12 protein-coding genes are annotated in these 12691 nt (G+C 72.0%); 10 read left to right on the forward strand and 2 right to left on the reverse strand.

What is annotated here, in order from left to right:
* Positions 1-4: 4 nt before the first annotated feature.
* Positions 5-1903 carry a 2-oxoacid:acceptor oxidoreductase subunit alpha gene (locus FHX52_RS23285; protein WP_141824686.1) on the reverse strand — a complete coding sequence of 633 codons (1899 nt, stop codon included), beginning with the start codon at positions 1901-1903 and terminating at the stop codon, positions 5-7.
* A gap of 189 nt (positions 1904-2092) precedes the next feature.
* On the opposite strand from FHX52_RS23285, the gene FHX52_RS23290 reads away from it, so the two are divergent.
* The 10 genes from FHX52_RS23290 to FHX52_RS23335 all read left to right on the forward strand — a co-directional run bounded on the left by FHX52_RS23290 (position 2093) and on the right by FHX52_RS23335 (position 11934).
* The gene (locus FHX52_RS23290; protein WP_141824687.1) at positions 2093-2452 is read left to right on the forward strand and encodes an NADH-quinone oxidoreductase subunit A; all 360 of its coding nucleotides are present in this window, start codon (positions 2093-2095) and stop codon (positions 2450-2452) included.
* Positions 2452-3105: an NADH-quinone oxidoreductase subunit B gene (locus tag FHX52_RS23295; RefSeq protein WP_342777990.1), complete on the forward strand. Its 654-nt coding sequence runs from the start codon at positions 2452-2454 to the stop codon at positions 3103-3105. Before FHX52_RS23290 ends, FHX52_RS23295 begins: the two co-directional genes overlap by 1 nt.
* Positions 3102-3683: an NADH-quinone oxidoreductase subunit C gene (locus FHX52_RS23300; protein ID WP_141824688.1), complete on the forward strand. Its 582-nt coding sequence runs from the start codon at positions 3102-3104 to the stop codon at positions 3681-3683. The genes FHX52_RS23295 and FHX52_RS23300 overlap by 4 nt, the downstream gene beginning before the upstream one ends.
* Positions 3680-4639 carry an NADH-quinone oxidoreductase subunit NuoH gene (gene nuoH, locus FHX52_RS23305; protein ID WP_141824689.1) on the forward strand — a complete coding sequence of 320 codons (960 nt, stop codon included), beginning with the start codon at positions 3680-3682 and terminating at the stop codon, positions 4637-4639. Before FHX52_RS23300 ends, nuoH begins: the two co-directional genes overlap by 4 nt.
* A 400-nt stretch (positions 4640-5039) precedes the next feature.
* Positions 5040-5813, forward strand: coding sequence for a NuoI/complex I 23 kDa subunit family protein (locus tag FHX52_RS23310; RefSeq protein ID WP_246070354.1), 774 nt, complete (start codon positions 5040-5042; stop codon positions 5811-5813).
* On the forward strand, positions 5810-6361 hold the full coding sequence (locus tag FHX52_RS23315) for an NADH-quinone oxidoreductase subunit J family protein (protein ID WP_141824690.1): 552 nt from the start codon (positions 5810-5812) through the stop codon (positions 6359-6361). Before FHX52_RS23310 ends, FHX52_RS23315 begins: the two co-directional genes overlap by 4 nt.
* A complete protein-coding gene (gene nuoK, locus FHX52_RS23320) occupies positions 6358-6738 on the forward strand; it encodes an NADH-quinone oxidoreductase subunit NuoK (RefSeq protein WP_221630691.1) in 381 nt (126 codons plus the stop codon). Before FHX52_RS23315 ends, nuoK begins: the two co-directional genes overlap by 4 nt.
* Entirely contained in the window at positions 6735-8681 is a 1947-nt protein-coding gene (locus FHX52_RS23325) for an NADH-quinone oxidoreductase subunit 5 family protein (protein ID WP_141824691.1), read from the forward strand. Before nuoK ends, FHX52_RS23325 begins: the two co-directional genes overlap by 4 nt.
* Positions 8672-10285, forward strand: coding sequence for a complex I subunit 4 family protein (locus FHX52_RS23330; RefSeq protein ID WP_141824692.1), 1614 nt, complete (start codon positions 8672-8674; stop codon positions 10283-10285). Before FHX52_RS23325 ends, FHX52_RS23330 begins: the two co-directional genes overlap by 10 nt.
* Positions 10285-11934, forward strand: coding sequence for an NADH-quinone oxidoreductase subunit N (locus FHX52_RS23335; protein WP_246070355.1), 1650 nt, complete (start codon positions 10285-10287; stop codon positions 11932-11934). The genes FHX52_RS23330 and FHX52_RS23335 overlap by 1 nt, the downstream gene beginning before the upstream one ends.
* A gap of 75 nt (positions 11935-12009) precedes the next feature.
* On the opposite strand, the gene FHX52_RS23340 is transcribed toward FHX52_RS23335, so the two are convergent.
* On the reverse strand, positions 12010-12606 hold the full coding sequence (locus tag FHX52_RS23340) for a hypothetical protein (protein WP_141824693.1): 597 nt from the start codon (positions 12604-12606) through the stop codon (positions 12010-12012).
* Between the last annotated feature and the right edge of the window lie 85 nt (positions 12607-12691).

The following is a 12691-nucleotide window of genomic DNA, read 5'->3' on the forward strand; positions in this document are numbered from 1 at the left end:
GTGGTCACTTGGCGGCCTCCTTCAGGGGCGCGTGCGAGACGGACGCCACGGCGGCGCTGATGACATCCGCGAGATCGCCTGCCTGGAAGGGCAGCCCGCGCACCGACGTGTGCGACTCGACGTCGACGAGGTACTTCGCACGCAGGAGCATCGAGAGCTGGCCGAGGTTCATCTCGGGCACGATGACGCGTTGGAAGCCGCGCAGCACCTCGCCGGTGTTGGCGGGGAACGGGTTGAGGTGGCGCAGGTGCGCCTGGGCCACCCGACCCCCACGGGCCCGGGCCTGCCGGACGCCGGCGGCGATGGGGCCGTAGGTCGAGCCCCAACCGAGCACGAGCACCTCGGCGTCGCCCGTCGGGTCGTCGACGGCGAGGGACGCGATCGTGTCGGCGATGCCGTCGATCTTGGCCTGGCGCAGCCGCGTCATGTGGTCGTGGTTGTCGGGGTCGTAGGAGATGTTGCCCGTGACGTCGGCCTTCTCGATGCCGCCGACGCGGTGCTCGAGACCGGGGGTGCCGGGTACGGCCCACGGACGGGCGAGGGTCTCGGGGTCGCGCAGGTAGGGGTGGAAGACCGGCTCGCCCTTGGCGTCGACGGCGTTGGGCTCGGTCTCGAACTCCACGGCGATGTCGGGCAGCTCGGCCGTGCGCGGCAGCCGCCACGGCTCCGAGCCGTTGGCGAGGTAGCCGTCGGACAGGACGATGACCGGCGTGCGGTAGGTCGTCGCGATGCGCACCGCCTCGACGGCGATGTCGAAGCAGTCGGACGGCGTCGACGGTGCGACGACCGCGACGGGCGACTCACCGTTGCGGCCGAAGAGGGCCTGCAGGAGGTCGGCCTGCTCGGTCTTGGTCGGCAGGCCCGTCGAGGGGCCACCGCGCTGGATGTCGCAGACGACGAGCGGCAGCTCGAGCGACACCGCGAGGCCGATCGTCTCGGCCTTGAGCGCGAGGCCGGGGCCACTGGTCGTCGTCACGCCGAGCGCCCCGCCGAAGGAGGCGCCGAGGGCCGCGCCGACACCGGCGATTTCGTCCTCGGCCTGCATCGTCGCCACGCCGTAGCGCTTGAGGCCGGCGAGGGTGTGCAGGATGTCGGAGGCGGGTGTGATCGGGTAGGAGCCGAGGAAGAGCGGCAGCCCGGCCCGGTGGGCGGCCGCGACGAGCCCGAGCGACAGCGCGACGTTGCCCGTCACGTTGCGGTAGGTGCCCTCGCGCATCGTCGCCGGCGCGACCTCGTAGGAAACCGCGAAGTCCTCGGTCGTCTCGCCGTAGTTGTAGCCGGCCCGCAGGGCCGCGAGGTTCGCCTCGAGGATCTCGGGGCGGTCGGCGAACTTGCTCTTGAGGAAGGACTCGGTGCCCTCGGTCGGGCGCGTGTAGAGCCACGACAGGAGGCCGAGCGCGAACATGTTCTTGGCGCGCTCCTTCTCCTTGCGGGTGAGCTCGGTGAAGGAGGCGAGGGCCTCGACGGCGATCGAGGTGATCGCGACGGGGTGCACGTGCCACGCCTCGAGCGACCCGTCCTCGAGGGGGCTCACGCCATACCCGACCTTGGCGAGGTTGCGCTTGGAGAACTCGTCGGTGTTGACGATGATGCTCGCGCCGCGCGGCAGGTCGGCGAGGTTGGCGCGCAGCGCCGCGGGGTTCATCGCGACGAGCACGTCGGGGGCATCGCCCGGGGTGAGCACGTCGTGGTCGGCGAAGTGCAGCTGGAAGCTCGAGACGCCGGGCAGCGTGCCCTGGGGCGCCCGGATCTCGGCGGGGAAGTTGGGCAGCGTCGAGAGGTCGTTGCCGAGCAGGGCCGTCTCCGAGGTGAAGCGGTCACCGGTCAGCTGCATGCCGTCGCCGGAGTCGCCGGCGAATCGGATGACCACGCGATCGAGCTTCTGGACCAGTTTCGTGCTCATGCGCTGCGACGTCCTCGGGTTGTTGCTGCGGTAGCCGTCTGCCGGCGGAGATACCGGACCCAACGCTCTGGTGCGCCGGACGATTCCATGCTAGTTCGTGGTCGGACGCGTGTTCGGGAGGCTGCCACCTCGTGGACACGGCAATCCGCGGGCGGCACAGGGCCGCGTGATCTGGCTAGGCTGACCGGCATGGCCGGGTACCTCGTCGTCGGAGCAGTGGTCGGGGCGGGTGTCCTGCTCTTCGTGGCCGCGATGGCGGCCCGCCGGCTCCTCGCGCCACGGGCCCCCTGGGCCGCCAAGCTGACGACCTACGAGTCGGGCGTCGACCCCGTCGGGGTCGGCTGGGCGCAGACGAAGGTGCGCTACTTCGTCTTCAGCTTCCTCTACGTCATCTTCGCCGTCGACGCCATCTACCTCTTCCCGTGGGCGACGGTCCTCCGCTCTGCTGACCTCGGGCGGGCCAGCCTCGTCGAGATGGGCATCTTCATCGGTGTCATCGTGCTCGGCCTGGCCCACGCCGCCCGCCGCGGCCTGCTGAGGTGGGTGTGATGGGCGTCGACCTGCCGATGCCGTCGGTGCGGCCTCCCGACATCTCCGTCGGTCCCGTCAGCGCGCACGCGCCGAAGCCGATCAAGGTCGTGCTCAACTGGGGGCGCCGCTACTCGCTGTGGGTCTTCAACTTCGGGCTCGCCTGCTGCGCCATCGAGTTCATCGCCGCCTCGATGGGCCGCCACGACTTCATGCGCCTCGGCGTCATCCCCTTCGCGCCGGGCCCGCGGCAGGCCGACCTCATGGTCGTCTCCGGCACCGTCACCGACAAGATGGCTCCGGCGATCCGCCGCCTCTACGACCAGATGCCCGAGCCGAAGTACGTCATCTCCTTCGGCGCCTGCTCCAACTCCGGCGGCCCCTACTGGGACTCCTACTCGGTGACGAAGGGGGTCGACCAGATCATCCCGGTCGACGTCTACGTGCCCGGGTGCCCGCCGCGCCCCGAGGCGCTCCTGCACGGGATCATCCGCCTCCAGGAGCAGATCGCGAGCGAGCGGGTGAGCGCCCAGCGCATCAAGGGCCGGTATGCCGGCTCCCGGGTCGGCAGCGCCGGTGACGTCCGTCGCCCCCTCCTGCAACGCGGTGCCCCCGCTGGGCGCCACGCCGCCACGACACGCATACCGCAGGCCGGCGAGGGGGGTGGCCGTTGAAGGTCACCGACGTGCGCGACGTGCCCTTCGGGGAGTGGTCGTCCACCGTCCTCGCGCTGCGTGAGGACGGCTACGCGTTCTTCGACTTCCTCACCGCCGTCGACCAGACCGACGCGGACGAGGGCCCCGGCTTCGACGTCGTGTGCCACCTCGTCGACCCGTCGCGAGTGGGCGACCTGCGCTCGGTGCTGCTGCGCACGCGGGCCGTTGACGGGGTGGCGGTGCCGTCGCTGACGCCGGTCTTCGCCGGGGCGGCCTGGCACGAGCGCGAGACGCACGAGATGTTCGGCCTCGACTTCGACGGCTTCGACGACGGCACCGGGCGGGGGCTGCGGCCGCTGCTGCTCCCCGAGGGCTTCGAGGGCACGCCGCTGCGCAAGTCCTTCGTGCTCGCGGCGCGGGCGTCGAAGCCGTGGCCCGGTGGCAAGGAGCCGGGCGAGGGCCACGAGAGCGCCCGGGCTCCCGGCCGCCGGCGGGTGCAGGCGCCGGGTGTCCCCGGGCCCGACTGGGGTCCGCGCGCGGCGCCCTCGGCGACCTCGTCGTCGGCCGCGCAGGTGTCCTCCGAGGAGTCGACGTGAGCCCGTGGCTGGAGGCCGTCGTGCGCGCGGTCGCCGTGCTCGCCGCCTTCCTCAGCCTGCCGCTGCTCATCGGGCAGACCGAGCACAAGGTGATGGCCCACATGCAGGGCCGCCTCGGGCCGATGTATGCCGGTGGCTTCCACGGCTGGGCCCAGCTCGTCGCCGACGGGGTGAAGTTCGTCCAGAAGGAGGACATCCTCCCGGCGCGCGCCGACCGGGGCGTCTTCCGCCTCGCACCGGCCGTCGCCCTCATCCCCTACCTCGTGGCGCTCTCCGTCATCCCGCTCTCGCCGACCGTCGTCGGTGCCACGGTCGACGCGAGCGTCGTGCTCGTCCTCGCCGTCATCGGGGTCGGCATCATCGGCACGCTCATGGCCGGTTGGGCCTCGGCCAACAAGTACTCCCTCCTCGGCGGCATGCGCGCGGCGGCGCAGCTCGTGTCCTACGAGCTGCCGATGGTGCTGGCCGTGGCGTCCGTCGCCCTGGCCGCCGGCACCCTCTCGCTCGTGGGCATCGCCGAGGCGTGGTCGCCGTGGTGGCTGCTCTGGCAGGCACCGGGTGCGTTCGTCTTCCTCGTCGCGGCGCTCGCGGAGCTGCAGCGGCCGCCCTTCGACATGCCGGTCGCCGACAGCGAGATCGTCTTCGGGCCCTACACGGAGTACTCCGGTCTGCGCTTCGCCTTCTTCCTCCTCGCCGAGTACGCCGGCATCGTCGTCATGTCGCTGCTCTTCGCCGTGCTCTTCCTCGGAGGGTGGGCGGGGCCCTTCGAGGCGTGGCTCGGGTGGCTGTGGACGCTGCTCAAGGGCTTCGCGGTCGCCGTCCTCATGATCTGGATGCGCGTGTCATGGCCGCGCATGCGCGAGGACCAGCTGCAGCGACTGGCCTGGGTCTGGCTCGTGCCGATCGCCCTCCTCCAGCTCGCCCTCACGGCGGTAGGCGTGGTGATGACCTCATGACCCCCGTCGAGTGGCCACAATCTGCCGCCCACCCCAGTCGAGTGGCCACTTCTCGTCGCCCTCCCCACGTCGAGTGGCCACGGTTTGCCGTCCTCCCCACGTCGAGTGGCCACCATTTGCCGCTCCCGCCAGGTCGAGTGGCCACAGTTGGCCAACATTCGGTATGCGGCAACAAGTGGCCTCTCGACTGGTGCGGGGCGACCAGAAGTGGCCTCTCGACTGGTGGGAGGCGGCAGGTTTTGGCCTCTCGACTGGTGGGGGGCGACCAGAAGTGGCCTCTCGACTGGTGGGAGGCGGCAGGTTTTGGCCTCTCGACTGGTGGGAGGCGACCAGAAGTGGCCTCTCGACTGGTGGGAAGCGGCAGGTTTTGGCCTTTCGACGTGGAAGGGGGTGACTCGCGATGGCTGACGGCATCCTTCCCGGACTCCTCAAGGGCATGGCGACGACCGCTCGCTCGCTGACCCGCCACGCCCACACGGCGGAGTACCCCGACGTGTCACCGGCGCTGCCCTCACGCTCGCGGGGCGTCATCGCGCTCACCGAGGAGAACTGCACCTCGTGCATGCTCTGCGCGCGCGAGTGCCCCGACTGGTGCATCTACATCGACTCCCACAAGGAGGAGGTGCCCCCGAGCACCCCCGGCGGGCGGGCTCGTCAGCGCAACGTCCTCGATCGTTTCGCCATCGACTTCTCGCTCTGCATGTACTGCGGCATCTGCATCGAGGTGTGCCCCTTCGACGCCCTGCACTGGAGCCCGGAGTTCGAGTACGCCGAGCTCGACATCCGCGACCTGCTTCACGAGAAGGACCGGCTCGGGGCCTGGATGGCGACCGTGCCGCCTCCGGTCGCGCTCGACCCCGGCAGCGCCGAGCCCGCCGAGGTCGCTGCCGCAGCCAAGCCCGCCCGAGGAGCTGGCGGAGCAGGGGGATCGGCATCGGCCGCCGCCCGACCCGCACGGGTGCGTCCGGCGCGAGCCGACGCGCCGACGCCTGCTGTGACACCGGAGTCATCGACCGAGACAACTGAGCCGCCGGCCAAGGCGCCCGAGGCTCCCGCGGCACCCGAGGCTCCCGCGGCGGCTTCCGTCCCGGAGACGAAGCGGCTGCCCGTGATCCGTGAGCCCTCCGACCAGACGCAGGTGCTGCCGACGACCGACCCGCGGGAGCCCGAGTGACGACCCGCGACATCGTCTTCGCCGCGGTCGGCGCGATCACGGCGCTCTCGGCGCTGCTGTCGGTGACGACGAAGCACGTCGTCCACTCGGCGCTGTGGCTGCTCGTCTCGCTCGGCAGCCTCGCCGGCTGCTACCTCGTCCTCGGGCAGGAGCTCGTCGGCCTCGTGCAGCTGCTCGTCTATGTCGGCGCCATCGTGGTGCTCGTCCTCTTCGCCCTGATGCTGACTCGCGCCCCGATCGGCCCGCACGCCGAGATCGACACGCCTGCCTGGCAGCGCGTCGTCGGCGCGCTGCTGGGGGCTGCGACGACGGTCCTGCTCGCGGCGCTCCTGCTGCCGCTCTTCTCCGGCGTCACCGTCGAGCTCGACGGGGGCGCCCCCGGTGGCACACCCGCGATCGCCCAGGCGGTCTTCGGCACGTGGGTCTGGCCCTTCGAGCTGCTCTCGGTACTGCTGCTCGTCGCGCTCATCGGTGCCTTCGCCGTGTCGCGGCTCGTCCTGCGCAGCGAGGACGAGACCGTCACGGCCCGCGGCGAGGTGCGCCGGTGATCCACCTCCAGCTGCCCGCGGCGCTCGCCGCGCTGCTCGCCGGCATCGGCGTCTACGGCGTGCTCGCCCGGCGCAACGCCGTGCTCGTCCTCATCGGCGTCGAGCTCATCCTCAACGCCGCGAACCTCCTTCTCGTCACGGCGGGTTCACGCACCGGGGCGCCGTTCGCCGCCGGCCCGGTGCTGACGCTCTTCGTCATCACGATCGCTGCAGCCGAGATCTGTGTCGCGCTGGCCGTCGTGCTCGTCCTCTTCCGCACGACCGGTGCTATCGACCTCACGGCGGTGCCAGACCTCACCGACGAGCCCGAGCCCGAGCCCGATCCACAGCCCGACCCAGAGCCAGAGCCCGACCTCCGGGGAGAGGTGCGCTCATGAGCTGGATCGTGCGGATGATCGTCGTGCTGCCCGCCCTCGCCGCGCTCGCCGGACTGCTCGCGCGCCGCCAGCGCCTGCTGGCGGCCGGCATCGCGATCGGCATGTCGGCCTACGTCGCCGTGCTCGCGTTCATCCAGTGGGTGGCCCCGGCGCGCACGGCCGACATCGAGAGCATCGGCCGTCTCTCGACCGGTGCGCTCCAGGTGCCGCTCCACCTGCTGTCCGACCGGCTCTCGGGCCTCGTCGCGCTCGCTGTGGCGGTCGTCGTGCTCGCCATCCAGGTCTTCACCGCCTGGTACCTCCGCGACGACCCGCGCTACGGCCAGTTCGCCGCCACCGTCTCGCTCTTCGCGACCGGCATGCTCCTGCTCGTCCAGGCCTCCGACCTCGTGCTCATCCTCGTCGGCTGGGAGATCATGGGCTGGTGCTCGTGGCTGCTCATCGGCCACGACAGCCAGCGTCCCGAGGCCCGCCGCGCGGCCTACAAGGCCTTCATCGTCACGCGCGTGGCCGACATCGGCATGGTCGTCGGGCTCGTCGCGCTCGCCGTGCGCGCCGGCAGCACCGACCTCATCACCGTGCTCACGGCGAGCGGCCACGACACCGCGCTCACCGTCGGGCTCGTCGGCGTCATCATCGGCGTCGCCGGCAAGTCGGGTCTCATCCCCTTCCACGACTGGCTCCCCGACGCGATGGAGGGTCCGACACCCGCCTCCGCGCTCATCCACGCCGCGACGATGGTGGCCGCCGGCAGCTACGTCATCGCCCGGCTCTTCTCGCTCTATGCGAGCCACGACGGCGCCCGCACCCTGCTGGCCGTCCTCGCCTCCGCGACGATGGTGTATGCCGCCCTGCTCGCCTTCGCGCAGACCGACCTCAAGCGGATGCTCGCCTACTCGACCCTCAGCCAGATCGCGATCATGCTCGCAGCCCTCGCCGCGGCGCCGCCCGACATCGGCTTCGCCCCGGCGATCGGACACCTCGTCGCGCACGCCTTCTTCAAGGCCTTGCTCTTCCTCGGCGCGGGCTGGCTCTCCGTGCTCGCCGGGGCGACCGCCCTCGCCGCCCTACGTGGGCGGCTGCACGGCACGGGAGCGCTGCGCTGGTCGATCGGCCTGGGCCTCGCCGCGCTCGCCGGCGTGCCACCGCTCATCGGCTTCTTCACCAAGGACAGCGTCATCGAGACCTCCATCGAGGGTGCGACCGGTGGTGGCGGAGCACGCGCCTGGCTCGTGGTCGTCGCCCTCTTCGTCACGGTCGTGCTGACCGCCACCTACTGTGCCCGGGCCTGGCTGCTGCTCGACACGCCCCTCGCGGCAGCCGAGCCCCAGAGCGGTGGCTCTCCGAACGCCGCGACCGGCAGCGACGTCCCCGAGGCCGTCGTCGTCGCCGAGGAGGACCTCGCCGTCGTCACGGCCGCCGACAGTGCCGACGACGCCGAGGTGGAGCGCGTCCACGCCCATGGCCACGCGCCGATCACCCTCTCCGCCGCGCTCGCCGTGGCCACGCTCGCAGCCCTCACCGTCTTCGGAACGCTGCTGCTCTTCAGCCTCACCGGCGCCCTCAAACCCGGCATCGTCTCGGCGCTGCTCTCCCTGCTGCTCGTCGTCGGTGCGGCGTATGCCGTGTGGACCCTCAGCGACCGCGGCCGGCACGACGTCGCCGACCGGGTTCCAAGCCACGTGCGCGACCGTGCGGTGCGCGGCTTCGGCGCCGACACGGCATACGTCGGCGTGGGCCGGGCGGTCACGGCGGTCGCGCGCCTCGTCGTCGCGCTCGACCGCGACGTCGTCGATGCCTACCCGCGCGCGACCGTGGTCGCGGCTCGCGGGCTCGGGCGGGTGGGGGAGCGCAGCCATCGCGGGGTGCCGTCGCTCAGCCTGCTCGCCCTGCTCGCCGGTGTCGTCGTCATCGCGGTGCTGGGGGTGACGGCATGGCGCTGACCCTCATGCTCCTGCTGCCTCTCCTCGGTGCGGTCGCACTCATCGCGATCCCCGGCGACGAGTCACGTGTCGAACGCGGAATCGCCCTCGGCACAACGGTGCTCACGGCGCTGCTCGCCGTCGTCGTCGTCACGGGGCGCCACGAGATCGACGCGCCGTGGATCCGCTCGCTCGGCATCCGCTGGCACTTCGGGGTCGACGGGATCTCGGCGGCACTCGTGATCCTCACTGCCCTGCTGACTGTCGCGGTCGTCGTGCACACGCTCGCCGGACGCTTCCCCGCGGGCGGCTCGGGCTCAACCTTCCTCGGCTGCATCCTGCTTGTCGAGACCGGTGCCCTCGCGACCTTCCTCGCCCGCGACGCGATCCTCTTCTTCATCGCCTTCGAGGTCGTGCTCGTGCCGATGTGGGTGCTCATCCGCAGCTTCGGCGACGACCACGTGCCCGACGAGCGGCGCTCCGACGCGGCGGGGCGCTTCGTGCTCTTCACGGTGCTCGGGTCGACGCTCATGCTCGTCGGCATCCTCTTCCTCGTGCACCACCAGGGCACCTCCGACCTCACGGAGCTCGCGCGCCTGCACGGCGACGGCATCTCGCGCTCGCTCGAGACGGCGATCGCCGGGATGCTCCTGCTCGGCCTCGGCATCAAGGTGCCGCTCTGGCCCGTCCACACGTGGCTGCCGCCCGCGCACACCGTCGCGCCGACGGCCGGCTCGGTGCTGCTCGCGGCGGTGCTGCTCAAGATGGGCACCTACGGCATCGTCCGGCTCGTCGTCGCGACCGTGCCCAACGGTCTCGCCGCGCTGAGCCCCGTGCTCGCGATCCTCGGCGTCGTCGGCATCCTCTGGGGAGGGCTCGCGTGCCTCGTCGAGCGAGACCTCAAGCGGCTCATCGCCTACAGCTCCGTCGCGCACATGGGCTTCGTCGTGCTCGCCCTCGCGTCAGGCAGCGACACCGGGCTGCAGGCCGCGCTGCTCGGCAACATCGCCCACGGCGTCGTCGCCGCCCTGCTCTTCTTCGTCGTCGGCGACCTCAAGGAGCAGTGGGGCTCGGCCGACCTCAGCACGGTGCGAGCCGGTCTGCGCGACACGTCCCCTCGCCTCGGGGTCGTGCTGCTCGTCGGCCTCGCGGCCGCGCTCGGGCTGCCGGGCCTCGTCAGCTTCTGGGGTGAGTTCCTTGCCCTGTATGCCGCCTGGTCGCCTGCGCCCGACCGCCCCGTCGCGCTCCTGCGCGTGTGCGTCGTCCTCGGCGCCGTCGGGCTCGCGCTCGCGGCGGCCTACTCCCTGCGCGTCGCCCGGCTCGTGTGGTCGGGAGAGGCGAGCGGCGCGGCTGCCGAGGTGCCCGCCTCGAGCACCGCCGCGGGCGAGGCAGGGAGGGCGTCGACCACAGGGGCGCCGACCGTAGGGGCGCCGGCCGAGGGGGTGGCGGCTGAGGGTGTGGCGTCCGCCGGTGGGGCCGTCGTCGACGCGCGCGGCGCCCGGTGGGCCGTCGTGCTGACGCTCGCCGTCGCCGTCGTCGTGCTCGGGGTCCTGCCCCAGCTGCTCCTCGGGGTGTCGGGCCCCGACGCGGTCCGACTCATCACCGGAGCGGGGGTGCTGCCCTGATGAGCGTCTCTGTCGACGTCGCCGTGCTCTGGCCGGCCCTGGTGCCGATCGCCGGGCTCGTGCTCGTGCTCGTCGCCGACCTCGTCGTGCCCCGTCTGCGCCGTGTCCCCTATGCCATCGCGGGGGTCGCGTCGATCGCCACCGTCGTCGCCACGATCCCCGGCCTCGGTCTGGGCGGAGGGTCCGCCCGATCGACGTTCTGCATCTCCGCTGCCGCCGGTGCGTCCGGTGCGTCCGGTGCCGCGGGGGCGGTCGCCGCCGACCTGCCGCAGACCTGCCTCTGGCAGGCCGACGCGCTCACGTCGACCCTCCAGCTGGCCGCGGCCCTCGCCGCAGCCGTCTGCATCGCGCTCGCCTGGCCCGGTGCGAGCCGGCGCCGGCCCGCCGACGCGACGAGCGAGCCGGTCGAGGCCGTCCTGCTGCTCGCCGCCCTCACCGGCACCGTCGTCGTCGCCGCCAGCCGCGACGTCGGCACCTGGCTGGTCGCCCTCGAGCTCGCGACGCTGCCCGTCATCGCCCTCGTCGCGCTGTCGGGCCGGCGCTCCGCGGTGGCCGGGGCGACCCAGCTGCTCGTGACCTCGCTCGTCTCCTTCGCGCTGCTCGTGCTGGGAGTGGCCCTGTGGTTCGCCGCGACCGGGAGCCCCTTCCTCACGCCGGACGCCGCCCTGTCGTCGGGGCGGGCCCAGGGCGTCGGCTGGTTCAGCTATGCGCCGCTGGGACCCGGCGAGACGGCCACCACCATGTCCGGTGCCGCCGGCGCGACCGTCGTCGCCTGGCCGTCGGTGTCGGCCGGCGTGCTGTCGCTCGGGGTCGTGCTGCTCCTCGCGGGCGTCGGCTTCAAGCTCTCGCTCGTGCCCTTCCACGCCTGGACGCCGACGGCCTACTCCGGCGCGTCCACCCCGATCGCCGCCTTCCTCGCCACCGTCTCGAAGGTGGCGGCGCTCGCGGCCCTGCTCGTCGTGCTGCGAGCCGTCGCGGCCCTGGGCACTCCCGCCCTCATCACCATCGGGGTGCTCGCCGCGCTCAGCATGACCCTGGGCAACCTCATGGCCCTGCGCCAGGACGACGTCGTGCGCCTGCTCGCCTGGTCGACCGTGGCACAGGCCGGTTGGGTCGTCATGCCGCTCGTCAGCGTGTCGGCGCTCGGCATCGGGGCGAGCGCGACCTACCTGCTCGCCTACGTCATCGGCACGCTCGTGGCCTTCGCCGTCGTCGCCGTCACCCTGCGGGAGCGGCCCGACGGACGCGACCTCACGGCATACGACGGGCTCTGGCACCGCAAGCCGTGGCGGGCGGGTGCGCTCGTTCTTGCCCTGACCTCCCTCGCCGGCCTGCCGCCCGGCATCATCGGCCTCGTCGGCAAGGTCGTCGCGCTGCGGCCCGTCATCGCCGAGGGGTGGGTGTGGCTCGCCGTCGTCGCGGCCGTCAACGCCGTGATCGGGGTCGCGGTCTACCTCCGGTGGCTGCGCGGCGTCATCACGGCGCCCGAGCCGACGAGCGCGGACGAGGCCCTTCCGGTCACCGCGACGACTGCGGCCACCCTCGCCACGGAGCAGCGGCGCGTCGCGCTCGCCGGTCTCGTCGTCGCCGCGGCGGTGCTCGTCGTCGTCAGCGTGCAACCGGACCTGCTCCTGCGCCTGCTCGGCTGACACGCCGACGGCCCCGGGGCGTGGGAGCCTCGGGGCCGTCAGCGGTCGAGCGACGCTCGACAGTCCTGCGCGCGATCAGGTCGTGGGCACCGGCTGCGGGGCAGCGGTGGCGGCGACGGCGTCGTCGTCGGCCTTCTTGGCGTGGCGCAGGCCGAGCACGGCGAGCACGAGGAGCAGGGCTGCCGCGATGAGGGCGGCGATGCCGGCATACAGGGCGATCGTGCCCATGGTGCCGAACGCATAAGCGTTGAGGAGCAGGCCGCGCAGGGTGTTGCCCATGAAGAGGCTCTGGCGCAGCTCACCGAGGGCGGCCACCGTCTTCGGGTCGGCGTTGGGGTCCTTGGCCGCCTTCATGTACTCGCTCGAGACCTCGGAGTAGGTCTTGTTGTTCGACTGCGTGTTCATGTGGACGAGGATGTAGTGGTCGGCGAAGGCCTTGGCCTGGTTGCCGTTCTCCATCGGCTGGCCGGCGTACTGCAGGAGCGCGTCCTTCTGCGCCTGCGTCTCGAGGGCGGCCGCGGCCGGCATCTTGATGTTCTGCTGGCTCAGCTGCTCCTGCACGTTGTTGGCGACGAAGTTGCTGGCGTAGATCAGCAGCCCGCCGGCCACGAGGAGGACCGCGGCCATGATGAAGCCGGTCCAGGAGATCAACGTGTCGAGTGTCTTGCGCATCGTTCGCTTCTTTCATCGGAAGGGTGTCGGTTTCCCCAACGACGCCCAAACTACTACTACACGTAGTAGATGAGTTGCCTGTTCA

Origin of the sequence: Humibacillus xanthopallidus (assembly GCF_006717145.1) — a bacterium.
GTDB classification, from domain to species: Bacteria; Actinomycetota; Actinomycetes; order Actinomycetales; family Dermatophilaceae; genus Humibacillus; species Humibacillus xanthopallidus.

Bases quoted from the DNA above. Each gene is read 5' to 3' on its own strand.
- FHX52_RS23285 (WP_141824686.1), bottom strand. From the start codon at position 1,903: ATGAGCACGAAACTGGTCCAGAAGCTCGATCGCGTGGTCATCCGATTC.
- FHX52_RS23290 (WP_141824687.1), top strand. From the start codon at position 2,093: ATGGCCGGGTACCTCGTCGTCGGAGCAGTGGTCGGGGCGGGTGTCCTG.
- FHX52_RS23295 (WP_342777990.1), top strand. From the start codon at position 2,452: ATGGGCGTCGACCTGCCGATGCCGTCGGTGCGGCCTCCCGACATCTCC.
- FHX52_RS23310 (WP_246070354.1), top strand. From the start codon at position 5,040: ATGGCTGACGGCATCCTTCCCGGACTCCTCAAGGGCATGGCGACGACC.
- FHX52_RS23325 (WP_141824691.1), top strand. From the start codon at position 6,735: ATGAGCTGGATCGTGCGGATGATCGTCGTGCTGCCCGCCCTCGCCGCG.
- FHX52_RS23330 (WP_141824692.1), top strand. From the start codon at position 8,672: ATGGCGCTGACCCTCATGCTCCTGCTGCCTCTCCTCGGTGCGGTCGCA.
- FHX52_RS23335 (WP_246070355.1), top strand. From the start codon at position 10,285: ATGAGCGTCTCTGTCGACGTCGCCGTGCTCTGGCCGGCCCTGGTGCCG.
- FHX52_RS23340 (WP_141824693.1), bottom strand. From the start codon at position 12,606: ATGCGCAAGACACTCGACACGTTGATCTCCTGGACCGGCTTCATCATG.